Below are 25,884 nucleotides of genomic sequence, written 5' to 3' on the forward strand. Positions count from 1 at the left end.
TCCAGCGCGACGCCAACGGCGCAGCCTGCGTCTAGAATCACCGTGCGACTTTAACGCGGCTCTGTTTGGGCCGTTTGAGTCCTGGGCCCCGACGTCCTGCCGTTCGAGCCGTCACGCAGCGGCCGGACAGTCGCGCTAAATCCCGCACACGCCTATCATCCGCCCTTTTCCGCTTCGAGCTCCCCATGGCCCCCGAACACGATTCCAACATGCTGGTCAGCGCCGTCGCCCTGCTGGGCGCCGCCGTCATCGCCGTGCCCCTGTTCAGGCGGCTCGGCCTCGGCTCGGTGCTGGGCTATCTCGCGGCGGGGCTGTTGATCGGTCCCTTCGGCCTGGGCCTGTTCTCCGACCCGCACGCCATCCTGCAATTCGCTGAGCTCGGCGTGGTGATGTTCCTTTTCATCATCGGCCTGGAGATGCGGCCGTCGCATCTGTGGCATCTGCGACGACAGATTTTCGGCCTGGGAACGCTGCAGATCGCGGCTTGTACGCTCGGCCTCACGGGCGTCGGCATGGCTTTCGGGTTTTCGCCGGTGGTTGCTTTCATCGGCGGCGCCGGCTTCGTGCTCACCTCCACCGCTATCGTCATGCAACTGCTCGCCGAGCGCGGCGACATCGCGCTCCCTCATGGACAGAAGATGGTGTCGGTGCTGTTGTTCGAAGACTTGTTGATCGTGCCGTTGCTGGCGCTGGTCAGTTTCCTGTCGCCGACCACGGCGACCGAAACGAGCGCGCCGCATTGGATTTCCATGTTGACGGGCATCGCATCGCTCGCGGGCTTGATTGCCGCCGGCGTGTGGTTGCTCAATCCTCTCTTCAGCATTCTGGCGCTGGCACGCACGCGTGAAGTGATGTCGGCCGCCGCGCTGCTCGTGGTGCTGGGCTCGGCGTTGTTGATGGAAATGGGCGGGCTGTCGATGGCGATGGGTGCGTTCCTCGCCGGCGTCCTGTTGTCCGAATCGACCTTCCGTCATCAGCTCGAAGCGGATGTGGAACCGTTCCGTGGCTTGTTGCTGGGCTTGTTCTTCCTGGCCGTCGGCATGAGCCTCGACCTTAAAGTGGTATCGGAGAATTGGACACTGATCGCCGCCGCCGTGCCGGCCATGATGGCGATGAAAGCGCTGTGTATTTATCTCGTCGCGCGAGCGACCCACAGCTCACACCATGAAGCGCTGGATCGTGCGGTGCTGATGGCACAAGGTGGCGAGTTCGCGTTCGTCCTGTACGGCGCAGCCGCGGCGAGCGGCCTCATCGATGAAACCGTGAACGCCAATATGACCGCGGTCGTCGTGCTCTCGATGGTGCTGACGCCGCTGGTCGTGATCGTGGTCCGACGTTTCCTCAAGCCCGCGAGCCAGTCGATGGACGGCATTCCCATCGCGGACGGACTCGAAGGCAGCGTGCTCATGATCGGCTTCGGACGCTTCGGCCAGGTCGTCAGTCAGGCGCTGCTCGCGCGCGGTGTCGAAGTGAGCATCATCGATGCCGATGTGGAAATGATCCGTGCCGCTCAAGGGTTCGGCTTCACCGTGTACTACGGCGACGGCACGCGACTCGACGTCTTGCGAGCCTCGGGTGCCGGCAAGGCGCGCCAGATCGCAGTCTGCGTCGAGAATCGAGCCACTGCCGATCGCATCGTCGAGCTGGTGCGCTCCGAGTTTCCGCAAGCCAAGCTGCTGGTGCGTGCCTTCGATCGCGAGCACGCGCGGCTGCTGGTCGGCGCGGGCGTCGACTATCAGATCAGAGAGACGTTCGAGTCGGCACTACAAGCCGGAGGCGCGGCCTTGCGTCTGCTCGATGTGAGCGAATCGGAGATCGCCGACATTCTGGCCGGCATCCGGGAGCGCGACTCGGAACGTTTCGCGCTCGAAATCGCAGGCGGCGGCTATGAAGCCGGCCTCGGCATGCTGCTACGGAATACACCGCAGACGCCATCGCGCCCGACGCCATTCAGCAAACCGCGCACGGAAGGCAAGGCACTCAACGAAGTGCCCAGTGAGAGTCCCACATAACCGGACCTGAGGAACTTCGCCGTGGCGGCCGCGTTGCCCGGGCATGCGGCCGATCTACCACGCCAAGCTGGTCAACGGGGTTTGGGGCGATCCCGGCGTTTGCATCGACCTGAAGTTTCAGCGGCGCGCTTTGCTGTTCGATATTGGCGATGTGCAATCGCTTTCCACGCGCATCCTGCTGCGAGTGAGCGATGTGTTCGTCAGTCATACGCACATGGATCACTTCGCAGGGTTCGATCACCTGCTCCGTGTGTGCCTGGGACGGGACACCGGCGTGCGCATGTACGGCCCGGCGAATTTCATCTCGCAGGTCGAGCACAAGCTTGCGGCGTACACCTGGAATCTGGTGCAGAACTACAGCGTCGATTTCATCATCGAAGCGCACGAACTGCGCGCCGATGGCAGCGTCGCTCGAGCCTGCTTTCGGAGCCGGGATAAATTCATCCGCGAGCCGCTGCCAGAGACAGTCCTGAAGGACGGTGTGTTATTGGAGGACGAACAGTTTCGAGTTCGCACCGTCGCGCTCGAGCACCACGATATCGTCTCTCTCGCCTTCTGTTTCGAGGAGAGCACGCACATCAACGTGTGGAAGAATCAGCTGGAGAGCCGTGGCCTTCCCACCGGCCCCTGGTTGACCGAACTGAAGAAGCTGGCAAGGGCCGGCGCGCCCGACGACACGCCCGTCAATGTCAGATGGCGAACGCGCGATGGCTCGCGCGAGAAGACATTCTCGCTAGGAGAGCTGAAGCGCGACGTGCTGGAATTCGTTCCCGGCCAGAAGGTCTGTTACGTGACCGACACGGGCTGGACAGAGAACAATCGAGCCCGCGTCATTCCCTTTGTCGCCAACGCCGACCTGCTGTTCATCGAAGCCGTGTTCCTGGAGGCGGACGAGGCGCTGGCCGCCGGCAAGTCCCACCTTACGACCACGCAAGCCGGAACGATTGCACGACTCGCCTCCGTCAAAGAAGCGCAGCCGTTTCATTTCTCGTCGCGCTATCACGATGATGAAGCGACCCAGCGAGCTGAGTTCCTACGAGCGTGGCAAGGCGCTCAGATCCAGTAACCGAACAGCTTCACGCCGAACTCTTTCATCCGCTGCCACAGCGACCGCTTCTCCCATCGTTCCAACGTCACCGGCCGCGACGAGCGCTCGTCGCGCTTGAACACCTCCTCCATGCGCTGCCCGAACTCACGATCGACGACGATGGCGTTGACCTCATCGTTGTGCACGAAGCTGCGCATGTCGAGGTTCGCAGAGCCGACGATGGACACGGTGCCGTCGATCACAACCGTCTTGGCATGCAGGAGCGCGTCCTTCAGCTCGTAGATTTTCACGCCCGCTTTCAGCAGCGGCGTGAATGTCGCTTGCGTCGCGTTGAGCACGATCCGCGAGTCGGTAAATGCCGGGACCACGAGTCTCACATCGACACCGCGACGCGACGCCCCCTCCAGTGCCTGCAACAGCTCCGGATTGGGCGCGAAATAGGCGTGGGTGATCCAGAGCCGGCTGCTCGAGTGTGTGAATGCCGCGAGATAAGTGCCATACAACGAGCGATCGTCCGATTCGCTGTCGTTGCTGACGATGGTGATCAACGTGTCGCCCGCGGATCGCGGCGGCGGCAGATATTGATCGCCGTCCTTCGCTTGCAGCGGCTCGCCCGCCTCGGCCCACGACTGCAGGAACAGCGTCTGCAGCTGCTTCACCGCGGGACCTTGAATGCGCATATGCGTATCGCGCCAGCCGTCCTCGATGCCGCGCTTCGGACCTGGACGACTCGATGACGGACTGGAATACGTGCTGTCGATGTTGATGCCGCCGGCGAAGCCGACCTTGCCGTCGACCACGATGATCTTGCGATGGTCGCGGTTGTTGATGTCCCAGATGCGCGGGTTCTTCACCGGATTCATCGGCCTGAACTCGCGCACTTCGATGCCCTGCTTGCGCAGCTGCTCGAAGAAATCCTTCGGCGTGTCCATGCTGCCGATGCTGTCGTAGAGGACACGGACCTCCACACCTTCCTTGCGCTTTTGCGCCAGCAAATCGCCGAAGCGCCGGCCGATCTCGTCGGCGCCGAAGATGAAGGTCTCGAGATGAATGTGATGTTTGGCCGTTTTCAACTCCGCTTCGATCGCGGCGTAAGTTTGCGGACCGTCGATGAGCGCGCCGACGCGATTGCCGCTGGTCAACGGCATCGATGAGCTCTGACGGACCGCGGTCACCAGCTCGCGAACGGCTGCGTCGCCCTTGTATTCCTCCAGCGCCGCTTTCAATAACGGATCGCTCTCGTCCTCCGACAGCACTCGCTGTTTCGAGACGATCGGCGGCATCTGTTCAGGTTTTTCGACGCGAGGATTCGACGCGCACGCCGAACACAGCACCAATGAAATTAGTAGCGATGCCGTGAACGCAGCTCGCTTCGACGCCGTGGCCCCCGCCCTCACGTACGTTGCTGACAACACGTATCAGAAACGAAATTCCTGTCGGCAAAGTTCCTTGCGCCGGTGGCTTGTACGCATTGTTGCCTCAGGCCTCGGTTGCCTAATTTTCGCCTCCAGCAAGGACGTGGCCTGGCCCGTCAGCGGAGGACGAAATGGGGATTCGACGAACGCTCGCGGCTATTGCGAGCCTGTCGCTGGCAGCAGTCACTCATGCAGCGACGCTGCCAGCCGGCTTCACGGAAACACGCGTCGCCAGCGGCATCGCCGGCCCAACCGCCATGGCCGTCGCGCCCGACGGCAGGATCTTCGTCACTCAGCAGACCGGCGCGCTGCGAGTCATCCGGGATGGCGTGCTGCTCAGCCAGCCGTTCGTCACATTGAGCACGAACACCCTGGGCGAGCGTGGCTTGCTCGGTGTGGCGCTCGATCCCAATTTCGCGACCACGCCGTATGTTTATCTCTACTACACGAGCCCGACAGCACCGCCGCGGGTCAACCGCGTCGTCCGCGTCACTGCCAGCGCCAGCAATCCCGATGTGGCCGCCGCGGGCAGCGAATTGCAGTTGATCGAGCTCTCGCCACTCAGCACAGCGTACATTCACAACGGCGGCGCGCTCGCGTTCGGCAACGATGGCAAGTTGTACATCGCCACCGGCGACAACTCCGATTCAGCCAACGCCCAGAGCCTGAACGTCACGCATGGCAAGCTGCTGCGAATCAATCCGGACGGCTCGATCCCAGAAGACAATCCCTTCCTCGGTCAGACGACAGGGGTGAATCAAGCCATCTGGGCGCGCGGCTTGCGCAATCCATACACCTTCGCCGTCGATCCCGCGACCGGGCGCATTCATGTGAACGATGTCGGCCAGGATGCGTGGGAAGAAGTGAATCACGTCGTCGCCGGTGCGAATTTCGGCTGGCCTCAAACCGAAGGATTCGCACCCGGCGGTGTCGCTGGTGTGCGTTATCCGGCTTACGTTTACGCAAACGCGGGCTCCAATTGCGCAATTGTTGGCGCGACGTTCTATCGGCCGACCGCTTCGCAATTCCCCACGGAGTATGCGGGCCGTTATTTCTTTGGTGACTACTGCAGCGGTTTCATCCGCACACTCAACCCGCCGGCCTACAGCGCCGCGACGGGATTCGCGACCGGCATCGCTGGATTGGTCGACATCGAGACCGGCCAGGATGGCTCGCTCTACTACCTCGCCCGAGGCAACGGCGGCGAGTTGTATCGAGTGCAGTACACGGCGAACTCAGCGCCGTCGATTTCAGAACAGCCCGTGAGTGTGTCGGTGTCCGCCGGCCAGCCCGCGACGTTTACGGTTTCCGCCTCCGGCGTGCAGCCATTGGCCTATCAGTGGCTTCGCAATGGCGCCCCGATCTCGGGCGCGACTCAGGCCTCGTACACGATTCAGTCTACGACAGCCGCCGATAACGGCGCGCTGATCTCCGTGACCATCACCAATCCCCACGGTTCGGTGACCAGCAACACCGCAACGCTGACTGTGCTGTCGAACGGCGTTCCGGACGCAACGATCATCTCGCCGGTGTCGGGAACGTTGTATCGTGGCGGTCAAACATTTACGTTCTCTGGCTCAGCCACCGATCCAGAGGACGGCGCCCTGCCCGCTTCCGCATTCACGTGGCGCGTGGACTTCCATCACGACGATCACACTCATCCGCACCTGCCCGAGACCAGCGGCATCGCGAACGGGTCGTTTACGATTGCCGATCGCGGTGAAACGTCAGCGAACGTTTTCTACCGTCTCATCCTGACCGTGCGCGATTCTGAAGGACTGACCGATACGACTTTCGTGGACATTCACCCGCGCACGTCGGTCGTCACGCTCACCAGCAATATTCCCAATGCGCAACTGACGCTTGATGGCGTACCCGTGACCGCGCCGCATACCTTCACCGGCGTGGAAGGCATCGTTCGCACGATCGGGGCGGTCAGCCCGCAAGTCTCGGGCGGTGTGACTTACCAGTTCGGATCGTGGTCCGACAGCGGCTCTCAATCGCACGACATCGTGACGCCGACTGACGATACGACGTACACCGCGACGCTGCAGAGTGGCGGACAGTCCGCGTTGTTCGAGGATGACTTCGAATCGGCACGCGGCTGGGTTCGCACGCCTGGCGCCAATACCGCGACCAGTGGGCTGTGGCAACGAGGCGATCCGCAACCGACCACGCAGAACAGCGTGACCTTGCAGCCAGACAACTGCGCCGGCGGTGTCGCTTGCATGATCACCGGACTGACTGCGAGCGTGAACGCTGGCGTTAACGATATCGATGAGGGTCTGACGTCGATGCAGTCGCCGTCGATTGCGCTGCCCTCGGGCCGGACGGTGACCTTGACCTTCAGATATTTCCTCGCTCACATCGATACGGCGACCAGCGCCGACTACTTCCGTGTGCGTGCGGTCGGATCCGATGGCGTGCCGGTGACTCTGTTTCAGAAGGCGGCGACATCGAGCAACGTCGGCGCAGTGTGGCGCTCGCAATCCATCAATCTGTCGCGATTCGCCGGGCAGACCATCACGCTGCGATTCGAAGCCGCAGACAGCACCAGCAACGGCGGGACTGTCATCGAAGCGGGCTTCGACGACGTGGCGGTCCGTGCGAACTGAGGTCAGACGCCGAGCTTCTCGGCTTGCACGTTCACCATGTGCAGCTCGGGCACCGAGCCGAGCATCGACATGGAATGTTTCGCCAGCTCGCGCGGCACATGGCCCATCAGGTGGATGAAGCGCGCACCGTTGTCGGGAAAGACGTCGAAGATGCCATAGTCGCCGTCTTCGGTGCGGATGGCGAACCAGGCCGTCGTGTTCGGCTCTTCCATCACCATCGGCCGGGCTTCGCGCAGGAACTGCTCCACCTCGATCTCATGACCGGCCTTGGCCTTGAACGTGAGCAACAGGCCTTTCGTGTCCTGCGGCGTCGGATTCACCGGCATCTTGTCCGCCAGCACCTCGATCCTCTGCACCCGAGGCTCGCTGTCGAACAAGTCAGTACTCTGCTGCAAGGCCATGGCGACCGGGCCCAGCAGATGCTCATCGCGAGCCGCGTCATCCAGGAAGGTATCGAAGATGCCGTATTCGCCCTTCCCGAAGCGCACCGCGAACCAGGAGCGAGTGCCGATCTCCTCCTCCACGAGGGGCAACGCCGACTTCAAAAACTGCTCAACCTCGCGCTCCTTGCCGGCTTGAGCGTCCAATCGAACCAGGAGTCCGGTGGCCATGAGGCACCTCCAGCGCAGCTTACCGACCCAGCATGTGGGGAATCTCGCTCACCAGCGCGTCCACCGCTACACGCACTTTCAACGGTAGGTGGGTCATGCGCGGCCAGACGGCGTGAATCTCCGTCCCGGGCAGGCGATCGCCGCTCACGACCACCTCGAGTCGTCCCGCTTTGACCTCCGGGCTCATCATCCAGCAAGGCAACCAGGCCAGCCCGGCCCCGGCGATCGCGGCATCCGCAATGGCTTGTAAATCATCGAAGCCGAGTCGGATTTTGACCTGAGGCAACAATTCTTCCCCGTCATCGCCGTACACTCGCCACGCCGCCGCGCGCCCGGCGCTGAGATAGGCGATGCGCAGATGACCGTTCAACTCGCTCGCATTCGCGGGGCGGCCGTGGCGAACGAGATATTCCGGCGCGGCGCAAATGCCCATGCGTTGCACTCCGAGTCGGCGCGCCACCAGTTGTGAACTATCGGATAACGGGCCGACGCGGACCGCCAGATCGAATCCTTCCTCCACCAGATCCACGACGCGATCGTTGAAACTGATTTCCAGTTGCAACTCAGGATGACGCTCGCCCAAGGCCCGCAGGATGGGCGCCACACAATGCCGCCCGAACAACACCGGCACCGTCACGCGTAACTTGCCCGCCGGCTCCGTCCGGCCGCTTTCGAAACATTCCTCGGCAGCTTCCAACTCGGCGAGCGCGCGAACGCAACGCTCGTAGTACGCGTGCCCGTCGTCGGTGAGACTTTGTTTGCGAGTGGTGCGATTGAAAAGCCGCACCTTCAAACGCCGCTCCAATCTCGCAATGGTCTTCGCGACCGCCGAGCGTGTGACCCCGAGGCGCTGAGCGGCCACCGCGAAGCTGCCTGCCTCCACGACGGCAACGAACACACCCACGCCATTCAACCGCTCGTTCACGACCGGATCTCCCGAGACTCACCCCATTGGCGCCATGCAGGCACCAATCCAAGGACGCTTTCTCCGCAATGGGGACGAAAACGCTCCGATATCGTAGCAACTCACGGCGGCTACGTCGCTCACTCCAGGAAAATCCGATGAAGGCTTATCAACTGCGTCCCGGTGACGGGATCCCGAACCTACGGGTCGCTGAGATTCCGACCCCCGTGCCCGCGCCCCACGAAGTACTCATCAAGACTCACGCGGCTTCGCTCAACTACCGCGATCTGATGTTTGCGCGCGGTGACTACATCAATCTCAAAGACGCGCCCCTGGTGCCGCTGGGCGATGGCGCTGGCGAAGTCGTCGCGGTGGGCGCTCGTGTCACGCGCTTCAAACCAGGCGATCGCGTGACCCACAGCTACTTCCCTGGCTGGATCGATGGTGCACCGGATCCCGTCAAGACGGCGCACACGTTCGGAACGCACATCAACGGCGCGCTGGCGGAATCGTTCGTCGCACACGAAGACGCGGTGGTTCGCATTCCTTCATATCTCAGCTACGCCGAGGCCGCGACGTTGTCGTGCGCGGGCACGACCGCGTGGAACGCGCTCTTCATCGACGGCGGACTGAAGCCAGGCGCAACCGTGCTGTTACAAGGTACGGGAGGCGTGTCCATCATCGCTCTGCAATTGGCAAAGGCCGCGGGACTGCGAACGATCATCACGTCTTCCAGCGACGAGAAGTTGGAACGCGCCCGCGCGTTGGGCGCCGATGCGACTATCAACTATCGCAAGCAGCCGGAGTGGCAGGATGAGGCGCGGCGCCTGACCGATGGACGCGGCGTCGATTTGACCGTCGAAGTCGGCGGCACTGGCACATTAGCACGCTCGTTGATCGCCACTCGCATGGGTGGCACGGTCTCGGTGATTGGCGGCCTTGCGGGTTTCGGCGGCACGCCGATCGAGCCAATCGCGCTACTGCGCAACTACATTCGACTGAGCGGCTTCATGGTCGGCAGCCGTGTGATGCTCGAAGATCTGCTGCGCTTCATGGCAGCGACTCAGATCCGCCCCGTGGTCGATCGCGAGTTCACCTTCGATGATGCCCCGCAGGCCTACGAGCATCTGAAGGCCGGACGGCACTTCGGCAAGCTCGTGATTCGAGTCGCGAGCTGAACCAGATAAAGTGTGGCGCCCTCCTGAAAAGAGGGCGCCCACCTCACCTGCTCGTCAATCCCACTTCTTCCAGGGTCGTCCCTGATCCGGCCGGCTGTAATCGCAGACGCCGTCAGGGAAGATCAGTTTCAATTTCTGGACTTGCTCCGGCGTCGGCGCCCACGGCGCATACACGCCCTGCTTGACCGCCTTGTCCACCGGCTTCAGCGCGCACTTATAAATGCCGCCTTCGATGGGCGCACCGGCGACGATGCGCGACGTGGAGTAGATCGGGAAGCGTTGCGTGCATGGACCGGCGGGTTTGTCGTCGAGGATGCCGTTCCAAGCGTCGTCGCCCGCGTAAATCAACTTGCCCGTGACATCGAAGCAGCTATCGACGGCGCGTGCCGGCCGGTTGCGACGAATGCCCTTGCTCGGATTCTTCTGAATGTTTCGCATCCATTCTTCCATCACGCCGATGGCCTCCAGGGATTGGCTGGCCTTCGGTACGCCGGGCATCGTGTCGGTGAACCAGATCACCAGCATGTCGCTGTTGCCCATTCTTTCCAGAACGCGCTGACGCACGGCGAAGCTCTGATGCACGTTGTGCATGTCGAGCTCGCGCTCCATGTACTGACGATGATCGATCGTCGGCCGATCGAGCTGTCCATGAAACACCATGCCTGACTTATAAGCATTGCGAACCGCGCGAAGGTCGCCGTTGGTCCGCGGCGCCGGCTTTGCCGGATCGGTGCTGACATTCATATTGCGCCGACTCCATGGGTCGAAGTAACCCGGCACGGTGAGCGCTTTGTTGATCTCGGTCGCCGAGGTGCCGAAGAACGGAAAGCCTTCCTGCACCATCTCGCTCGGCTGCTTCCAGCCACCGATGTTCCAATTCAGATTCAGGAACTCCTCGAACGTGATCTTGCCCTCCTGCAACGAGCGCAAGCCGTACTGCACGCCGACGTTGTCCCACGTCGGCCGCGCCGCGCCCGTCTCATCGACGCCATAGATATTCCGCAGATCATCCCAGTGCGTCCAACGGATCGCGGCGATGTCGGACTGAGGCTCGAAGTTCTGTTGGTTCGGCGCTTGTCCGTACCACGGGTTCATCGCCAGCGGCGATAGCCCACGCCACGCCGGCACGCATTCGGTAGTGCCGAGCGCCGTGCTGTAGCCGAGCGCGACCTTCAGTTGCGCCAGCGGGTCGTTCACCTTGTCGAACCCTTCTTCCGCATTCATGCCGACCAGCCAGCTGCGATTCTTGGTGACACGCCACTTCGGATTCGCGCGATCGGTCGCATCCATGTAGTACTCGAGCAGCTCGCAATCGCCGACATGGATGGTCTGCGTCACCATGTCCGGATAGGACTGCACGGGCAGCAACGCATCGAGCAGCCCGGGCTGATTCTGGCCGAGAATGTATTGTTGAATCGCACCACCCGAACCGCCGAGGCCGACGGTGTAGGTCGGCACGCCGTAGCGCTCGATGAAGCGCTCCTTGGTCATCATCATGGTCTCGCCGGCCAGCTGCAGGTTGTAATGCGTGCCGGTGTTATTGCCGCTCGAGTGCGCGATGGCGTAGCCGAGCCGCAGAATGTCCGGGTTCAGCGAGCCGCTGTGGACCGTGCCTTGCGAATGACCGATGGCGACACCGCCCTGGAACCAATAGAGCAAACGCCCGTTCCAGCGACTCAGGTCGGGCTTGCCCGGCTTTTCGCCGGCCGGCGCGAGCATCGCGAAGCTGTAGAGGAACCGATTGATGGAGCCGATTTCACGACGCACGATGAAGTCGACGACGCGGCCATCGGGCAATGTGACTTGCGCCAGATCCGCCGGGCGCCTGCCATCGGCCGGCAGAGCGGCCCACGCATTACCCGTCGTGCGATAGAGATAAGTAACAACGGTCTGGACCGAACAATCGCGACTGTATCCAATGACGTTGCCGGCACTGTCGAACACGCGCGTGCCCGGCGGCGTCGCAGTCTCGATAACAGGCTGCTGACCGACGCCGCTCTGCGTGGTCGTGCAAACGAACGGATACTGTTGTGGCCCCGAAAACATGGGGCCGGTGATCGGATAGTTGGTCAGCTTGAGCGCGTCGCGCTCCCAGCGCCCTTTGATCAAGGCCTCCAGCCGGTTCTCACCCGGTGCGAGCCCGGTGATCACGCCTTGTACACTGTCCTTGCTAACAGGTTTGAGATCCGCCTGCAGACGGCGGCCGTTCAGATACAGCTCGACCTTGTTCTGCAGGCCGGGCGGCACGCGCACCTCGATCCGGGCATCGCCGCCCGAAACATATCGAGCTGGACTGGAAAGCACTCGTAACTCAACCGATTTGCCCTTGCCGCCCCAATCGTGCTCGTCCCTATCGTGAGCCTGACTGAGCGCGGAGCCGAGCAACGCAATCGTTGCCCATACCCATCGACGATGATCCGTCGTCATGAAATATCCCCCGTCTGATGTTTCCCTCGAACCGCGGCCGAGGTTTGTAGATTTCGCGCACCGTGATCTAAGCCCGATGGCGCGTGATCTAGAAATACTCCCGGCCTCTTGGGATTGCAATCACAAAACATTGACGCTTCATTGACAGCGCATTGACGTTGCCACAATTGATCATGCTCACGCGTACCGATGTTCCATTATCATCGGCCCGTCAGCGGGATCTGCAACGTCGAGGCATCATGAGCTATAACAACGCGCGACTCGGCCTTTCATCGTTCATCGTGGCTTGCTGCCTGGTGCTCATCTCTGGCTGTAGCAAAGAAATGGCTGGCGTGAGCCCCGCGTCAGCTCCAATGGAGACGCGCCTGATCAGCGAGTTCGCACCGGCCGCACAGGGCGGCCGTCAGCTTGGCACGCTGGCATACGAACATTCGATCTCCATCGAAACGAGTCGCGAGGTGCTGCCCGCTCGAGTCCGGGAAATCGAAGCAGCATGCAATGCCGATCGCGCCTCGAACTGCACCGTGCTGGAAGTCACATTGCAGTCGAATCAGGACCTGCCCAGCGGCCACATTCGTATGCGACTGGCGCCTGACGGCGTCGAGCCGATCATTACTCTGGCCAGCAAGGACGGCGAGGTCACCTCACGAAATACCAGTGCCGAAGATCTGGCGGAGCCTGTCGCCGACACCGAGCGACAGATCGCGCTGATGACGCTGCATCGGGATCGTCTCACCGAGTTCATGAAGAACAAGGACATCAAGATCGAGCAACTCATCACGGTGTCGAAGGAACTGGCGACCGTGCAGTCGCAGCTCGATTCATTGAGCACGCAGCGGGCGAACCTGCGCCGTCGTATCGACACCGAATTGCTGACGATCAATCTCTCATTGCCGCGGCAGACCTATCTGTCCGAGCAGAGTCCGGTGAAGGATGCGCTCCGCTCCTTCGGTAGCAACTTCCGGGAAGCCGTCGCCATGGTGATTAGCTTCTTCGCAGTGCTGTTGCCCTGGCTGATCGTGATCCTGCCCGGCCTGTTCTTCTTGCGACTGTTCTGGCAATGGATCGGTCGCAAGCTCGCGCGCCGGCAGCCAGCCGCTTAGTTACTGGTCTCTCTGGCGCTCTCGGAAAGCAGCGACTTTGGCACGATTGCCGCAGCCGGCGGCACTACAAAACATACGCCGATGCGCTTTGGTGCGATCGAGGAACCACAGCGTGCAGCCGTCGCCGGAGCAGGACTTGAGCAGACCGGGATCTTCTTCGGTCACGAGATCGCCGATCGCGGACGCAAGGACGGCGAGCATTTCATCCGCCGACTCGATCTCGAAGTGCGTCAGGCGCTCCAGCCCTTCTTTCGTCCGCGTCACTTCGTGCCGGACGTTGAGACCTTCCAACAGTTCGTTGAGATGTCGAAGTTCGGCGCTGTAGTCGCGCCCGGGTGCGGTCCGCCAACGTGACAGCCACGCACGCGCCCACTCCCGCAGCTTTCTAACCTCGGCGGCCGCCGCGTCGAGTCCTTTCACGCCGAGCTTTCGCGCAAATCGTGCCGACTGCTCGGCATCCATCACGCTGGCGGCCTGCACCCACTCCAGCAGCGCCTTGCCGTCGCCAATGACCTCGACGTGCTCGCCGTACGGCTCGAACGCCGTGTTCAAAAAATCCGCCGCCAGATGGCTGCCAATGAACAGGGGCTGCATATCCACCTCATGAACGCGGCGGCATAGTAACCTTTAAAAACTGTATTGACAAGTTACGGCATCGGTCCGTAACGTATTAACCGCGCGCATGAAGGTTACACCCTCCTTTTCCCGAGAGAGATTCGCCATGAACCACCCTTTGTTGAAACCCATCGCGGCCGCCGTCCTCGCCTTGGCCACGACCAGCCCCGTGTTCGCGGACCAGGTCAGCGACCCGCCTTCCGTCGTAACGACTACGGAAAACACCGTGCGCTATCGCACCAAGCGCATCGACGGCGTCGAACTGTTCTATCGCGAGGCTGGGCCCGCCAACGCTCCGACCATCGTATTGCTCCACGGCTTTCCGACTTCGTCGAACATGTACCGCGACTTGATTCCGGCGCTCGCCGGGAAGTATCGGGTCATCGCACCGGACTATCCGGGCTTCGGACACAGCGCGGTCCCGCCGCGGGACCAGTTCGAATACACCTTCGCGCACTTCGCCGATCTCACCGATCGCCTCCTGACCGAGCTGCGCGCCGACCGGTATGCGCTCTATGTGATGGATTACGGCGCACCGGTGGGCTATCGCCTCGCGTTGAAACATCCCGAGCGGGTGACCGCCCTGGTCGTCCAGAACGGCAACGCATATACCGAGGGACTGAAGGAGTTCTGGAATCCCATCAAAGCCTACTGGGCAAGCGGCTCGAAAGCCGATCGAGAGGCGCTGCGCGGAGCGACGACGCTGGCGGCCACGCGCGAGCAATATCTGGATGGAGTGAAAGATCCCTCGCGCGTCGACCCGACGACCTGGCTGGTCGATCAGGCGCTGCTGGATCGTCCGGGCAACGCTGAAATCCAACTGGATCTGTTCTACGACTACCGCACCAACGTCGAGCTGTATCCGAAATTCCACGAATTCTTTCGGAATCGACAGCCACCAACGCTGATCGTGTGGGGGCGCAACGATAAGATCTTCCCCGCCGAAGGCGCCCAGGCCTATCTGCGCGACTTACCCAAAGCGGAGCTGCACCTGCTCGACTCAGGTCATTTCGCGCTCGAGGACCGGGGCCAGGAGATCGCGTCGTTGATGTTGAGCTTCCTGAATCGACACCTGTCGGGCCGGTAACGCTTCAATCTGCATGGACACTCTCGAATGAGTGTCCATGCTCGTCAGCCAATCGCCTCAGCGTCGACGACCTTCGGCGCGGTCAGCAGCGACGCGCGATAGGCGCTGGGCGAAATACCGGTTCGTTTGCGAAACAGTCGAGCGAAATAGGACGGATCATTGAATCCCGCCATGGCCGCCACATCGCTCACGGGAACTTGCGAGATGCCCAGCAGCCGCTTGGATTGCACCAGACGACACTCGGCGAGATAGTCCCGAAACGTGATGCCATGCGCGGCCCGGAACGCACGGCTGAACTCGAACGGTGACAGCCCGCACTCCTTCGCCACCTCCTGCTCGCTGATCGGCTGGGCATAGTTCTTCTCTATATATCCCAGCACGCTGTCCAGCTTGCCCCGGGAATTGCGCTTGGCGTGATAGCGAGCCTCATCCGGAATCGCCTCGGCCCCGGTCGCGTTGGCGCGCGTCTGCTGAGTCCGGCGCGCCTCCAGGACCGGCGAAAGACGCTCCACACAACGCAGCACGTCGCGCGGCGTCAGCGGTTTTAACAGAACGTCGAAGATCCGGGCCCGCAACGCCCACAGCACCATGTCCGCCGACTGTTGGGACATCAACATAATGATGGGCACGGACGGAAAGCGCGCCTTGGTATCGGTCATGAACTTCAGACAGCTCATGTCCGGATGCTCGAAATCGAAACAAATGACATCCGCATCGCCGCCGAGCGAGAGCGCCGCCCACAGATGTTGTTGATCCATGGGCCGTACCTGGCAATGGCGGGAAAATTCCTCTGCCGATGCCGATACGCGCGCACCGCAGCACCTGTCCACCCAGAGCAGCATGACCCGATTGTCCTCCCAAACAGTCCGCAGACACGAACGATCCCGAGACTACGCGCCGAGAATTATTCCTTTAGTGATCTTGATCACTTTCTTTTCAGCGCCTGCGGCTGGCCACATTTATTCCGCATCGAGACTCAATTAGTCAGTGTGGCGAACACGTAGACACTGTGAATTCCAGCACGCGAGCCGCTCGTATCAGCAAAAACGTCCTGGCCAATCGCAAGAACATCCGCGCCTCGCGCAACGCACTTACCGGAGAGTCCTGCTCACCGCGGCAGCGGGGGAAGAAGGGCTCTGCACCCGGCCCGAAGTTTCGGGTGGTTCGCAACGTTGAGGAGTCAAGCAATGATCAATCTGAAACAGGCAGTGATGGATTTCATTCGCGAAGAGGAAGGGTTGACCGCGGTCGAATATGCGATCGCCGGCGGGCTGGTTGGGTTGGCTGTGGTCCAGGCGTTCACCGATTTGGGTGGTGCTGTCGCCGACCGCATCCAGGAACTGGTGACTGCCGTAGGCGGGTAACAGGAACGCCGGAGAGCATCGCCCTCGGGTGCTCTCCTCGCCACCACGTCCGCTCGGAAACTTCCAGATGCTCGCGACCCAAAGCCAACTCGACACCGCCCTGATCCTGTTCGTTATTTGCGTCGCAATCGTCGACTGGCGTACGCACCGCATTCCGAATCTCCTGTGCGCGGTCGCGGCAATCATCGCACTCAGCTCTCAAATGTGGATGCATAGCGAAGACGGACTGCTAACCGGTCTAGCCGGCGCCGCAGTCGGCTTCGCCATGTTTCTACCCTTTTATGCGCTGCGTGCCTTCGGTGCAGGCGATGTCAAAGCGATGGCCACGGTTGGCCTCTTCCTCGATATGCGCACCACCATGGTCGCCGTCGGCATGACTCTGATTGTCGGAGCGGTGCTCGGTCTGGCCGTGCTGTTGCTCAGACCGATGACGGCAAACGCAACATTGCATCGGCTGATGGGACTGTTCGTCTCTCCCATCGCCAGCATGCGTGCCTCGCGCCAGGCAGCGACGACGGAATCAGAGCGATTCCCCTATGGCGTAGCCATTGCTTGCGGCACCGCTGCCGCACTGTTGATCGTGAGCCACTGAGCTGCAGATCGGGACAACTAAAAAGTCATGTACAACAAGACTCCGCCCACCGATGAATTGACCAAGGATGCGGCACGCGTCGCGCCTCGTCCTCAGACGATCGAGGCGACGGGATTGACCTCGGCCTTTCTCGGCGACCTGGTGGAGAAACATCTGTTCGAGGGCGGCGTGCTGTCGATGCGCGATCTGGTCAGCCGTACTGCCCTATCGGGTCGTCTGCTGGAAGAGCTGCTCAGCTTTCTCCGCCAGGAAGGTCGCATCGAAGTTCGGGCTCAGCATGGCGAGAACCAGGGACTGGGTTATGCGCTGACCGAGCGCGGTCGCGGCTCCGCGATGGCCTCGCTGATGGCCAGCGGTTACATCGGCCCCACGCCAGTGCCGCTGGATTACTACAACCAGGTCGTTCTGGCTCAATCCGTTCGAGGGCGCAACGTAACGCGCGAGCGGATGATCGCCGCATTCGAGGACACGGTCCTCGATCCTGCGTTACTGGACCGCCTCGGACCGGCGATGAATTCCGGCAAGGCGATCTTCGTGTATGGCGCGCCTGGCACCGGCAAAACATTCATTACGCAGCGACTGGCGCGCTTGTTCGACGACACCTGTCTCATTCCGCACGCCATCTCGATCGGCGACACCGTAGTCCGTGTCTTCGACCCCAGCGTGCATCGTCAGTCCCAGGACAATTCACCCGTCGTGATGCTGACGCGCGGCCACGACCCGCGTTACGTGCTTTGCCAACGACCGCTGGTGATTACCGGCGGCGAGCTGACCGCCGACATGCTCGAAGTGCAGTTCGATCCCGCGACTCGACAATATCGTGCGCCGCTGCAGGTCAAGGCGAACGGCGGCATGTTGATTCTCGATGATCTCGGTCGCCAGCGCATAGCGCCCACCACGGTGTTGAACCGCTGGATTCTTCCCATGGAAGAAGGCGTCGACTATCTGAGCATGAATACCGGCCAGCATTTCCGCACCCCGTTCGACGTGATCCTGGTGTTCTCGACGAACCTGCAGCCGCGGGATCTGGTCGATGACGCCTTCCTGCGCCGGATTGGTTACAAGATCGGCTTCCATGCGTTGAATCCCCGGCAATATCACATGATCTGGCAGCGCGCCTGCGAGGCGCGGAGCGTGCGCTACGACGCTCTGTTGTGTCAGTTCGTAATCGACGCGCTCTACAAGCCGACTGCCACTCCCCTGCTTCCCTGCCATCCACGCGATCTGATCGGCATGGCGTTGGACCGTGCCATCTATCTGGACGATTGGGTCGGTCTGACCGCCGAAGCGTTGCAGTGGGCCTGGGACAACTATTTCGTAACCACGCCAGGGTCCAACGGTGACACCGAGGCAGAACTGCGGAGATCGTAATGATGAAGCGTCGAGGCGCATTGATGGTAATGCTGTCGCTGGTGTTCGGAGCGGCGGCGGCATGGTCGGCAAAGAATTGGGTGGAACAGCGCATCCACGCCAGCAACGTTACGGACGCAGGATCCTCAGTCGTCGTCGCAGCGATGGAAGTGCCCTATGGCACGGTGATGGAAGGCCGTCATGTGAGAGTCATCACCGTCCCTACCGGCACGGCACTGGGCAATCACTTCAGCACCGTCAAGGAAGTCGAAGGCCTGATCGCCTCGCAAAAGGTGCTCAACGGCGAAGTGTTGCTGAAGGAACGTTTCACCAAGAGCGGCGCCGGCAGCACGCTGGCCGCGCTCATCAAACCGGACATGCGCGCCGTCACCGTGCGCGTCGATGACGTGGTGGGTGTCGCAGGTTTCCTTCTGCCTGGAAATCGAGTCGATGTGGTCGCCGCCCGCAAGGTCAACGACCGCGCCACCACCGAGACCATTCTGATGAACATCAATGTGCTGGCGGTCGATCAAACATCGACTCAGGACAAGAACGAGCCAGTGGTCGTGCGCGCCGTCACGCTCGAGATGACGCCGCAAGAGGCCGAGATTCTGGTGCGCGCTCGAGAGGAAGGTCGCATCCAGCTCACATTGCGCAACCCAACGGATGAGCTCCGGCCGCAACTCGCTGCAACGCCTGAGCCTCCGCCGCCCCCGCCCGTGGCCAAGCCGGTGCGTCGTGCGCCGCCTCCGAAAGCCCCGGGTGTGACGATCATCCGCGGCACGCTGGTCGACAGCGGCGAGACCCGCACTTGAATGAGCCGCCTTTGAATCTGTCACTCACTCCACTTTCAGGAACGGATCTTTCTTCATATGCGTCAATCAAGCCCGAGATCGACTGTTTGTGCACTGCTGATCGGCTTGACCGCCGTCACGGCCTCAGTCCAGGCACCGGCACAGGAGGCGGCCGATCAGGTCATCCGCGCCACCCGCAGCACCACGTTCTCCCTACCTATCTATAAGAGCCGCATCGTCGACCTGCCGGGGCCCGTCAAGCGAGTTTCCATCGGTAACCCCGATATCGCCGACGTGCTGCTGCTGGGTGACGACGGTCTGTACGTGCTCGGCAAGGACCTGGGCGCCACCAACGTGATGTTGTGGGATCGCGAAGACCGGCTGGTGGCCGCGCTCAACATTACAGTCACGCACGACCTGGACAGCTTGAAGAAACAAGTCGCCGCGGTGCTGCCCGGTGAAAACATCGATATGTGGAGCGCGCAGCGAAACATCGTGCTGTCGGGCCAGGTGTCGAGCGCGGCCAAGATGGACGCCGCTTTGCAGGTTGCCAAGGGCTATCTGGAGCAGATGGCCACCGCCAAGGAAAAAATCATGTTCAAACAGCAGGCGGCCATGGGCGGCGAGCAGCCCGACAAGAAGTCCGGCGAGGTGATCAATCTGATGACTGTCGGTGGCTCTCACCAAGTGATGCTGCAAGTGAGGATCGCGGAAGTGAATCGCGAGGCCATCCGCAACCTCAATGCGCAGTTCAACGCACTCCAGAACACTGGCAAGTGGGTCGTGGGCGGCGTCAATGGCGGCGCGACCTTCCCCGATGCCTTGTTCCAGCCTGGCGACGTGCGCATCCCGATTTTCGGCAACGGCACCAACGCCAACGGCAATCCGATCGGTCCGGTGTTCGACGAATTCGCACCGAACACGCCGGCGATCAACAGCACCGGTCTGTTTGCCAGCTTCCTGAGCAACGACTTTCTCGCCAACGTGGTGCTGGATGCTTATCAAACCCGCGGCCTGGCGAAGATCCTTGCCGAGCCGACTCTCACCACGCTGTCCGGACAGGACGCACAGTTCCTGTCCGGCGGCAGCTTTCCGATTCCCGTGTCCCAGGACAACGGCTCGATCAGCATCGAGTTCAAGGACTTTGGCGTGAAGCTGTCTTTCATGCCGCTGATCGTCGATCGCTCGCGCATCAACCTGAAACTCAATGTCAGCGTCAGCGAGCTGGACAACAGCAACTCGGTGTCGCTGCGACCGATCGGCACGTCGGCCGTGTTTACCATTCCTTCGCTGACCGAGCGACGTGCGGCGTCGACGGTGGAGTTGAGCGACGGTCAAACCATCGGCATCGCTGGCCTGATGAATGAAAACATGCGCTCGGCCATCAACAAATTCCCGGGCCTCGGCGACATCCCGATTCTCGGCTACTTGTTCCGCAGCCAGAGCTATCAGAAAGGCGAGACCGAGCTGGTGATCCTGGTGACGCCGCGACTCGCTAAGCCGATTCCCCCGGCGCAGATCAAATTGCCGACCGACGCGGTCACCGATCCGACCAGCGCCCAGTTCTTCCTCGGTGGAAAAATCGAAGGCAGCAAGCCGGCGGCGCCGCCGAGCAAGTGACCCCGACATCGCCAACTCGTCAGGAACCGCTCATGAACATTTCCAAACCCTCCGCCGTCGTCGTTGCTTCCGTTGCGATCGCAGGCTGCGCCGACACACCAATAGCGGACGCCGACTACGGCAGCTCCGTCAACCAGATGTTGCAAGCACAAACGCTCGATCCAATCGCAGCCAGCAATCCGCCCGAGCTGGCGCCACAGATAACGGACGGCGCCCGGCTCGAAAATGCGCTCGATGTCTATCGCAAGGATGTGGCTAAAGGCAACACGGAGGTGAAGCAACCGGTGATCTTCGAAGTCGGCAGGCGCTAATCGCGATCTGGCACTAATCCCGCAGTGAGGCTTGTCATGCAGTCAATCAAGTCACGCACAGCTCAACGAGGCGCGGTCGCGGTGCTCATCGCCATTGCCATGGGCGCGTTGATCCTGACAGCGGGATTGGCGCTCGACATGGGGCACGTCTTCCTCAACAAGACGCGGCTGCAAAACGTGGTGGATGCCGCCGCGCTCGCTGCCGCCAGGACACTCGACGACACAGGGAACACAGCACTCGCGACGGCCGAGGCCCAGCAGGCATTTGGAAACAACGCGGCGGCGACAGGCAATCGTGAGTTGTCGACTGCCTACGGCGGTGGCGCTGGCAGTCTCCAAGTCACGATTGAATATTCGACCACGCTGCCGCCATTCGCAGCCGGCGCGCCGTCAGGGCCCTACGTTCGAGTGCGCGCGACCGGCTTTACGATGCCGGCTTGGCTGGTACGCATCGGCGGCATCTTTCAGAAGACAGTTGCCGCAACCGCTGTCGCCGGGCCACGCACCCTCAATGTCGGCAGCACCGTATGTAACGTCGCACCCATGATGGTCTGTGGCAATGCCGCCGCACCCAACATGTGGGGCTACACGCTCAACGCCCCCGTCGTGCTCAAGAAATCCACGCCCGGTGGCCAATCTCCGGTAGGGCCTGGCAACTTCCAGTTGATTCAGCTCGGCGGTTCCGGCGCCGCGGTCGTTCGCGAAAACATGGCGGGCAGCTACGACGCGTGCATCACTGGCGGCAGCACCATTCAAACGCAGACGGGCAACGAAGCCGGTCCGGTCGCACAAGGTCTCAACACACGTTTCGGTCAGTACAACGGTCCGATGCACGGCACAGAGTCGACGTATCCGCCCGACGTAATTGTCGATGCCCAAAACCCGGCATTGCGGGCGGTCCAGTCCGGCCAGACCTACAACGTTTATCAGGGCAACACGCAAGTCACCGCTGCAAACATCAATCAGCTGCTCTATGACTATCAAGACTACTTGCATGACCTGATGAATCCCGCCAGTTACGACTACCAACCCATCAACGAAGGCGGGACCGGCGCATTCGAGCGCCGCGTGCTGGCGGTGCCTGTCGGCAACTGCACCGGCACGACCAATGGTCAAGGCTCGGTCCCGTTGCTCGGCTTCGCATGTTTCTTCCTGCTGCAGCCCGCGGAGCAACAGGGTAACGACTCGTTCGTATACGGCCAGTTCATCTCCGACTGCTCGGTGAACGGCACCCCGGGACCGAGCCCGGTCGCGGGCAACGGCCCGCATATCATTCAGCTCTACGACGATCCCAACAGCAGCGATTCATGAAGGCGGGAACTCACATGCACACCCCGCGCACCAATGCCCGCAGGCACCTCGGGATTGCAACGGTCGAGTTCGCGATCTGCGCCCCGGTTCTGTTCTTCCTGATGCTCGCGACAGCAGAGGTCGGTCGCGCCCTGTTCCAGTACAACACGCTGGTCAAAGCGGTGCGGGACGGAGCGCGCTACGTAGTAAACAACGCGTCGGTCGGCACCACGCGAGTCGTGAACATCACCGCGGCGCGACGTAACGAAACACGCAATCTGGTGGTCACCGGCAACATCGCCGGGACAGGGACAGCGCTGCTACCCGGCCTGACGGTGAACAATGTCACCGTGACAGACGCCGGCAACGGCTTCATTTCGGTCGCAGCCAACTACACCTACACGCCGATGCTGGGTGCGACTTTGCCGACCTTCGGATTCGGCCAGCCCATCAATCTTTCCAGAACGCTGGCCGCCACCGTCGTCATGAGGGCCCTGTGATGCGCCGTCTTGAGCAAGGTGTCACGTGCGTCGAGTTCGCCATCGTGGCCGCGGTGTTGTTCATGGTGATATTCGGCGTCATCGAGTTCGGACGGGCGCTGTTCATTGCCAATGCGCTGACTGAAAGTACCCGGCGCGGCGCCAGAGTCGCCGCGATCTGTCCGGTCGGCGATCCGGCACCGGCTCAGGTCGCGATATTCGCCAACGCCGGCGGCACCAGTCGGATCGCTCCCAACCTCACGACGGCCAATGTCGTCGTGTCGTACCTCAACCAGGCGGGCACGCCGATCGCCAACCCAGCCGGTAACTACAACCAGATCCAGTACGTGCGGGTCAGCATCGCCAACTACACGATGCAATTGCTCATTCCATTTGTGATGCCTCAATTCGTGTTGCCGGCATTCACCGCGACGCTGCCGAGAGAAAGCCTCGGCTATTCGCCCACGCAACAAGCATTTCTTCCTTGCCCAGCGGTGTAAAGCATGCCCCATTCGCTCGACATTCTGCTGGTCTCGCGCCGCAAGGACCTGCTCGATTATCTCGAGCAGACGCTGGCAGCCGCGGACTTCAGTGCGTCACGTCAACTCAATAACAACGGCCACGTCGACCCGCTGCACGCCGTGCAGTCCCTGCCGGATCTGATCATCCTGCATCTGAGCCACTTGTGGCGTGAAGAACTGGAAGCCATCGCGGCTCGCCCGGCCGACCGCAGACCTGCCCTGATCGTCGTCGGCCCGGCCAGCGACATGAACGTGATGCGCCTGGCGATGCAGGCCGGTGCGCGAGACCTCATTCCGGATCCGATTCACAAAGACGATCTGCTACAGGCGGTCCGCAGAGCTCAGGAGGAGCGCCGTCGGCCAACGCCGGCGACAGCCGGCCGAGTCTCAGTATTCATGAATGCCAAAGGCGGCTGCGGCGCGACGATGCTGGCTTGTAACGTCGCGCACGTGCTGGCGGCGAAATCAAAACAACGCACTGCCCTGCTCGACCTCGATCTGCAATTCGGCGCAGCGCCGCTGTACCTGGATCTGTATCCGAAGCGCGGCATCGCGCAGGCACTGGAAAATCTGAGGCAGCTCGATGAAGTCGCGCTGGAGGGTTATTTCGCGAAACACGCTTCGGGCTTGAACGTACTGAGCCACGGCGCGGACGAGCCACTCGCCCCCGGTACCATCTCGGCCGCCGGTGTCACGCAATTGTTTGAAATAACGCTGCGCAATCATGAGCACGTCGTGGTCGACATGCCACGCTGCGTCGACGCCGTGACGATGGCCGTCATGCAGCGGGCCACCCAGATCGTCATCGTGCTCCAGCAATCGGTCACCGCCTTGCGAGACGCGACGCGGCTCATCCAGTGGCTGCGCTCGGACGTCGGTGTCGTCAAGGATCAACTGTGCGTCGTCGTCAATCGCCACGAAAAGGGCTCTGACGTCACCGTCGAGGACATACAGAAAACACTGGCCTGCAATGCGCCGACCCTGGTCCCGAATGACTTCAAGACCGTGTCGGAATGCATCAACAGCGGCACGGCCCTGCTCGACTACGCCGGCACCGCCTCGATTACGCGCGCGGTGATGACTTTGGAAACGCGTTTGGGCGGCGTCTCCGCTCAGCCGCGCTCCGGCGTTATCGCGCGCACCTTTTCCAGCTTGATACCCGGGAGATCCCGATGAGCGCGGAGTCCAATATCGCTGCCAAGCGTCCGATCGCCGCAGGCGAAGCTGTCGATGTCGACGATCGCATGCAACCGCTGTCGCCGGCCGAGCGGGAATGGAAGGAAATCACTTATCAGCGCCTGCTCAAAGTGCTCGACCTGTCGCTGCTGGGCGGCGTCGAGGACAAGGACGCCCGACGACAGATTCGCGACGTCTGCGAAAACCTCATCGCCGAAGAGCACGCACCGCTCAGCATTGCATCTCGTCAACGCATCATTCGTCGCATCGAAGACGAAGTGCTCGGCCTCGGGCCGCTCGAGCCGCTGCTCGCCGATAAATCGGTGTCGGACATTTTGGTGAACGGCGCCCGTCAGGTCTATATCGAGCGGCGCGGCAAGCTCGAGCTCACCAACATCACCTTCACCAATGACGCTCATTTGTTGAACATCATCGACCGCATCGTGTCGGCGGTAGGTCGTCGTATCGATGAGTCCTCGCCCATGGTGGACGCACGACTGAAGGATGGCTCGCGCGTCAATGCCATCATTCCGCCCTTGGCCATCGATGGGCCGACGTTGTCGATCCGGCGATTCGCCGTCGAGTTGCTGAGCATCGACGATCTGATCCGGCTCGGCAGCCTCACATCGGCGCTGGCGCAGGTGATGAATGCCATCGTGAAGACGCGCTTGAATGTGGTGGTATCGGGCGGCACGGGCGCGGGCAAAACCACGCTGCTCAACCTCATGTCGGGTTTCATTCCGGACACCGATCGTATCGTCACAATCGAAGACTCCGCCGAGCTGCAGTTACAACAACCGCACGTCGTGCGCCTGGAAACACGCCCGCCCAACATCGAGGGCCGAGGCGCCGTCACTCAGCGCGATCTGGTCAGAAACAGCCTGCGTATGCGGCCCGATCGGATCGTGCTCGGCGAAGTGCGCGGTGGCGAAGCGATGGACATGCTGCAGGCAATGAATACCGGCCACGACGGCTCACTGACCACCATTCATGCCAACACTCCGCGCGACGCCCTGGGCCGAATCGAGAACATGGTATCGATGACCGGCATCAGTTTTCCGACCAAAGCATTGCGTTCGCAGATCGCCTCGGCCATCGACATCGTGATTCAAGTCGAACGAATGGAAGACGGCCGGCGACGCGTGGTCAGCTTGCAGGAGATCAATGGCATGGAGGGCGACATCATCACTTCGACAGAGCTGTTCGCGTTCGAGCGCCGCGGTGTCGATGCCAACGGCAACGTCCTCGGTGAGTTGAAACCCACAGGCATCGTTCCCGCCTTCCTGCGCGAGGTGCATGCCCGTGGGATCGAGCTGCCGATCGATCTGTTCCGAACCGAGGCTGCCGCCTCGCCGTTCATGCGGAGATAGCC

23 protein-coding genes are annotated in these 25,884 nt (G+C 61.7%); 17 read left to right on the plus strand and 6 right to left on the minus strand.

Going from position 1 to position 25,884, the window contains the following annotated elements; translation table 11 throughout:
• The first annotated feature begins 185 nt into the window (after positions 1 to 185).
• Together ACFPN2_RS30665 and ACFPN2_RS30670 are read left to right on the plus strand one after the other, a co-directional pair.
• Positions 186 to 2,012 (plus strand): monovalent cation:proton antiporter-2 (CPA2) family protein, encoded by a 1,827-nt coding sequence (locus tag ACFPN2_RS30665; protein WP_380603835.1) that lies wholly within the window; start codon positions 186 to 188, stop codon positions 2,010 to 2,012.
• Between the two features lie 43 nt (positions 2,013 to 2,055).
• Positions 2,056 to 3,078 carry a ribonuclease Z gene (locus ACFPN2_RS30670; protein ID WP_380603837.1) on the plus strand — a complete coding sequence of 341 codons (1,023 nt, stop codon included), beginning with the start codon at positions 2,056 to 2,058 and terminating at the stop codon, positions 3,076 to 3,078.
• Here ACFPN2_RS30670 and cls read toward each other — a convergent pair.
• On the minus strand, positions 3,066 to 4,343 hold the full coding sequence (gene cls / locus ACFPN2_RS30675) for a cardiolipin synthase (RefSeq protein WP_380603839.1): 1,278 nt from the start codon (positions 4,341 to 4,343) through the stop codon (positions 3,066 to 3,068). The two genes, ACFPN2_RS30670 and cls, sit on opposite strands and share 13 nt — an antisense overlap.
• Positions 4,344 to 4,606: 263 nt before the next feature.
• On the opposite strand from cls, the gene ACFPN2_RS30680 reads away from it, so the two are divergent.
• The gene (locus tag ACFPN2_RS30680) at positions 4,607 to 7,090 is read left to right on the plus strand and encodes a PQQ-dependent sugar dehydrogenase (RefSeq protein WP_380603841.1); all 2,484 of its coding nucleotides are present in this window, start codon (positions 4,607 to 4,609) and stop codon (positions 7,088 to 7,090) included.
• 2 nt (positions 7,091 to 7,092) lie between these two features.
• Here ACFPN2_RS30680 and ACFPN2_RS30685 read toward each other — a convergent pair whose 3' ends face one another.
• Together ACFPN2_RS30685 and ACFPN2_RS30690 are read right to left on the minus strand one after the other, a co-directional pair.
• Positions 7,093 to 7,701 carry a putative quinol monooxygenase gene (locus tag ACFPN2_RS30685; protein ID WP_380603843.1) on the minus strand — a complete coding sequence of 203 codons (609 nt, stop codon included), beginning with the start codon at positions 7,699 to 7,701 and terminating at the stop codon, positions 7,093 to 7,095.
• Between the two features lie 19 nt (positions 7,702 to 7,720).
• Positions 7,721 to 8,626: a LysR substrate-binding domain-containing protein gene (locus tag ACFPN2_RS30690; RefSeq protein WP_380603845.1), complete on the minus strand. Its 906-nt coding sequence runs from the start codon at positions 8,624 to 8,626 to the stop codon at positions 7,721 to 7,723.
• 137 nt (positions 8,627 to 8,763) lie between these two features.
• Between ACFPN2_RS30690 and ACFPN2_RS30695 the strand changes: the two genes are divergently transcribed.
• Positions 8,764 to 9,783: a zinc-dependent alcohol dehydrogenase family protein gene (locus tag ACFPN2_RS30695; protein WP_380603847.1), complete on the plus strand. Its 1,020-nt coding sequence runs from the start codon at positions 8,764 to 8,766 to the stop codon at positions 9,781 to 9,783.
• 54 nt (positions 9,784 to 9,837) lie between these two features.
• Here ACFPN2_RS30695 and ACFPN2_RS30700 read toward each other — a convergent pair whose 3' ends face one another.
• On the minus strand, positions 9,838 to 12,210 hold the full coding sequence (locus ACFPN2_RS30700; protein ID WP_380603849.1) for a DUF6351 family protein: 2,373 nt from the start codon (positions 12,208 to 12,210) through the stop codon (positions 9,838 to 9,840).
• 239 nt (positions 12,211 to 12,449) lie between these two features.
• Between ACFPN2_RS30700 and ACFPN2_RS30705 the strand changes: the two genes are divergently transcribed.
• Positions 12,450 to 13,313: a DUF4349 domain-containing protein gene (locus ACFPN2_RS30705; RefSeq protein WP_380603851.1), complete on the plus strand. Its 864-nt coding sequence runs from the start codon at positions 12,450 to 12,452 to the stop codon at positions 13,311 to 13,313.
• Here ACFPN2_RS30705 and ACFPN2_RS30710 read toward each other — a convergent pair whose 3' ends face one another.
• Entirely contained in the window at positions 13,314 to 13,907 is a 594-nt protein-coding gene (locus tag ACFPN2_RS30710; RefSeq protein WP_380603853.1) for a CGNR zinc finger domain-containing protein, read from the minus strand.
• A gap of 127 nt (positions 13,908 to 14,034) precedes the next feature.
• Here ACFPN2_RS30710 and ACFPN2_RS30715 point away from each other — a divergent pair, with 127 nt between their 5' ends.
• The gene (locus tag ACFPN2_RS30715; RefSeq protein WP_380603855.1) at positions 14,035 to 15,015 is read left to right on the plus strand and encodes an alpha/beta fold hydrolase; all 981 of its coding nucleotides are present in this window, start codon (positions 14,035 to 14,037) and stop codon (positions 15,013 to 15,015) included.
• Between the two features lie 44 nt (positions 15,016 to 15,059).
• Here the strand turns inward: ACFPN2_RS30715 and ACFPN2_RS30720 are convergent, their stop codons facing one another.
• Positions 15,060 to 15,773 (minus strand): helix-turn-helix domain-containing protein, encoded by a 714-nt coding sequence (locus ACFPN2_RS30720; RefSeq protein ID WP_380603857.1) that lies wholly within the window; start codon positions 15,771 to 15,773, stop codon positions 15,060 to 15,062.
• A gap of 429 nt (positions 15,774 to 16,202) precedes the next feature.
• Here ACFPN2_RS30720 and ACFPN2_RS30725 point away from each other — a divergent pair, with 429 nt between their 5' ends.
• From ACFPN2_RS30725 to ACFPN2_RS30775, 11 genes are all read left to right on the plus strand, one after another.
• Complete coding sequence (locus tag ACFPN2_RS30725) at positions 16,203 to 16,379, plus strand: Flp family type IVb pilin (protein WP_380603859.1); 177 nt, start codon at positions 16,203 to 16,205, stop codon at positions 16,377 to 16,379.
• Positions 16,380 to 16,446: 67 nt separating this feature from the next.
• Complete coding sequence (locus ACFPN2_RS30730; protein ID WP_380603861.1) at positions 16,447 to 16,971, plus strand: A24 family peptidase; 525 nt, start codon at positions 16,447 to 16,449, stop codon at positions 16,969 to 16,971.
• 27 nt (positions 16,972 to 16,998) lie between these two features.
• On the plus strand, positions 16,999 to 18,342 hold the full coding sequence (locus ACFPN2_RS30735; RefSeq protein ID WP_380603863.1) for an AAA family ATPase: 1,344 nt from the start codon (positions 16,999 to 17,001) through the stop codon (positions 18,340 to 18,342).
• Positions 18,342 to 19,136 (plus strand): Flp pilus assembly protein CpaB, encoded by a 795-nt coding sequence (gene cpaB, locus ACFPN2_RS30740; RefSeq protein WP_380603865.1) that lies wholly within the window; start codon positions 18,342 to 18,344, stop codon positions 19,134 to 19,136. The genes ACFPN2_RS30735 and cpaB overlap by 1 nt, the downstream gene beginning before the upstream one ends.
• Positions 19,137 to 19,193: 57 nt before the next feature.
• The gene (locus tag ACFPN2_RS30745) at positions 19,194 to 20,735 is read left to right on the plus strand and encodes a type II and III secretion system protein family protein (protein WP_380603867.1); all 1,542 of its coding nucleotides are present in this window, start codon (positions 19,194 to 19,196) and stop codon (positions 20,733 to 20,735) included.
• Between the two features lie 32 nt (positions 20,736 to 20,767).
• A complete protein-coding gene (locus ACFPN2_RS30750; protein WP_380603869.1) occupies positions 20,768 to 21,046 on the plus strand; it encodes a hypothetical protein in 279 nt (92 codons plus the stop codon).
• A 36-nt stretch (positions 21,047 to 21,082) separates the two neighbouring features.
• Entirely contained in the window at positions 21,083 to 22,357 is a 1,275-nt protein-coding gene (locus tag ACFPN2_RS30755; protein ID WP_380603871.1) for a pilus assembly protein TadG-related protein, read from the plus strand.
• Positions 22,354 to 22,836 carry a TadE/TadG family type IV pilus assembly protein gene (locus ACFPN2_RS30760; protein WP_380603873.1) on the plus strand — a complete coding sequence of 161 codons (483 nt, stop codon included), beginning with the start codon at positions 22,354 to 22,356 and terminating at the stop codon, positions 22,834 to 22,836. The genes ACFPN2_RS30755 and ACFPN2_RS30760 overlap by 4 nt, the downstream gene beginning before the upstream one ends.
• Entirely contained in the window at positions 22,836 to 23,315 is a 480-nt protein-coding gene (locus ACFPN2_RS30765) for a TadE/TadG family type IV pilus assembly protein (RefSeq protein ID WP_380606692.1), read from the plus strand. The genes ACFPN2_RS30760 and ACFPN2_RS30765 overlap by 1 nt, the downstream gene beginning before the upstream one ends.
• A 3-nt stretch (positions 23,316 to 23,318) precedes the next feature.
• The gene (locus ACFPN2_RS30770) at positions 23,319 to 24,512 is read left to right on the plus strand and encodes a CpaE/TadZ family protein (RefSeq protein ID WP_380603875.1); all 1,194 of its coding nucleotides are present in this window, start codon (positions 23,319 to 23,321) and stop codon (positions 24,510 to 24,512) included.
• Positions 24,513 to 24,580: 68 nt separating this feature from the next.
• Complete coding sequence (locus tag ACFPN2_RS30775; protein WP_380606694.1) at positions 24,581 to 25,882, plus strand: CpaF family protein; 1,302 nt, start codon at positions 24,581 to 24,583, stop codon at positions 25,880 to 25,882.
• Positions 25,883 to 25,884: the final 2 nt, after the last annotated feature.

Origin of the sequence: Steroidobacter flavus, assembly GCF_042651805.1 — a bacterium.
Lineage (GTDB): Bacteria > Pseudomonadota > Gammaproteobacteria > Steroidobacterales > Steroidobacteraceae > Steroidobacter > Steroidobacter flavus.

What these genes read in the sequence shown, in the direction of transcription:
- ACFPN2_RS30705 (WP_380603851.1), top strand. Translation starts at nt 12,450, where the DNA reads ATGAGCTATAACAACGCGCGACTCGGCCTTTCATCGTTCATCGTGGCT.
- ACFPN2_RS30755 (WP_380603871.1), top strand. Translation starts at nt 21,083, where the DNA reads ATGCAGTCAATCAAGTCACGCACAGCTCAACGAGGCGCGGTCGCGGTG.
- ACFPN2_RS30685 (WP_380603843.1), bottom strand. Translation starts at nt 7,701, where the DNA reads ATGGCCACCGGACTCCTGGTTCGATTGGACGCTCAAGCCGGCAAGGAG.
- ACFPN2_RS30745 (WP_380603867.1), top strand. Translation starts at nt 19,194, where the DNA reads ATGCGTCAATCAAGCCCGAGATCGACTGTTTGTGCACTGCTGATCGGC.
- ACFPN2_RS30680 (WP_380603841.1), top strand. Translation starts at nt 4,607, where the DNA reads ATGGGGATTCGACGAACGCTCGCGGCTATTGCGAGCCTGTCGCTGGCA.
- ACFPN2_RS30720 (WP_380603857.1), bottom strand. Translation starts at nt 15,773, where the DNA reads ATGGATCAACAACATCTGTGGGCGGCGCTCTCGCTCGGCGGCGATGCG.
- ACFPN2_RS30760 (WP_380603873.1), top strand. Translation starts at nt 22,354, where the DNA reads ATGAAGGCGGGAACTCACATGCACACCCCGCGCACCAATGCCCGCAGG.
- ACFPN2_RS30750 (WP_380603869.1), top strand. Translation starts at nt 20,768, where the DNA reads ATGAACATTTCCAAACCCTCCGCCGTCGTCGTTGCTTCCGTTGCGATC.
- ACFPN2_RS30670 (WP_380603837.1), top strand. Translation starts at nt 2,056, where the DNA reads ATGCGGCCGATCTACCACGCCAAGCTGGTCAACGGGGTTTGGGGCGAT.
- ACFPN2_RS30695 (WP_380603847.1), top strand. Translation starts at nt 8,764, where the DNA reads ATGAAGGCTTATCAACTGCGTCCCGGTGACGGGATCCCGAACCTACGG.
- cpaB (WP_380603865.1), top strand. Translation starts at nt 18,342, where the DNA reads ATGATGAAGCGTCGAGGCGCATTGATGGTAATGCTGTCGCTGGTGTTC.
- ACFPN2_RS30715 (WP_380603855.1), top strand. Translation starts at nt 14,035, where the DNA reads ATGAACCACCCTTTGTTGAAACCCATCGCGGCCGCCGTCCTCGCCTTG.
- ACFPN2_RS30665 (WP_380603835.1), top strand. Translation starts at nt 186, where the DNA reads ATGGCCCCCGAACACGATTCCAACATGCTGGTCAGCGCCGTCGCCCTG.
- ACFPN2_RS30730 (WP_380603861.1), top strand. Translation starts at nt 16,447, where the DNA reads ATGCTCGCGACCCAAAGCCAACTCGACACCGCCCTGATCCTGTTCGTT.
- ACFPN2_RS30725 (WP_380603859.1), top strand. Translation starts at nt 16,203, where the DNA reads ATGATCAATCTGAAACAGGCAGTGATGGATTTCATTCGCGAAGAGGAA.
- ACFPN2_RS30770 (WP_380603875.1), top strand. Translation starts at nt 23,319, where the DNA reads ATGCCCCATTCGCTCGACATTCTGCTGGTCTCGCGCCGCAAGGACCTG.
- ACFPN2_RS30710 (WP_380603853.1), bottom strand. Translation starts at nt 13,907, where the DNA reads ATGCAGCCCCTGTTCATTGGCAGCCATCTGGCGGCGGATTTTTTGAAC.
- ACFPN2_RS30765 (WP_380606692.1), top strand. Translation starts at nt 22,836, where the DNA reads ATGCGCCGTCTTGAGCAAGGTGTCACGTGCGTCGAGTTCGCCATCGTG.
- ACFPN2_RS30700 (WP_380603849.1), bottom strand. Translation starts at nt 12,210, where the DNA reads ATGACGACGGATCATCGTCGATGGGTATGGGCAACGATTGCGTTGCTC.
- ACFPN2_RS30775 (WP_380606694.1), top strand. Translation starts at nt 24,581, where the DNA reads ATGCAACCGCTGTCGCCGGCCGAGCGGGAATGGAAGGAAATCACTTAT.
- ACFPN2_RS30735 (WP_380603863.1), top strand. Translation starts at nt 16,999, where the DNA reads ATGTACAACAAGACTCCGCCCACCGATGAATTGACCAAGGATGCGGCA.
- cls (WP_380603839.1), bottom strand. Translation starts at nt 4,343, where the DNA reads ATGCCGCCGATCGTCTCGAAACAGCGAGTGCTGTCGGAGGACGAGAGC.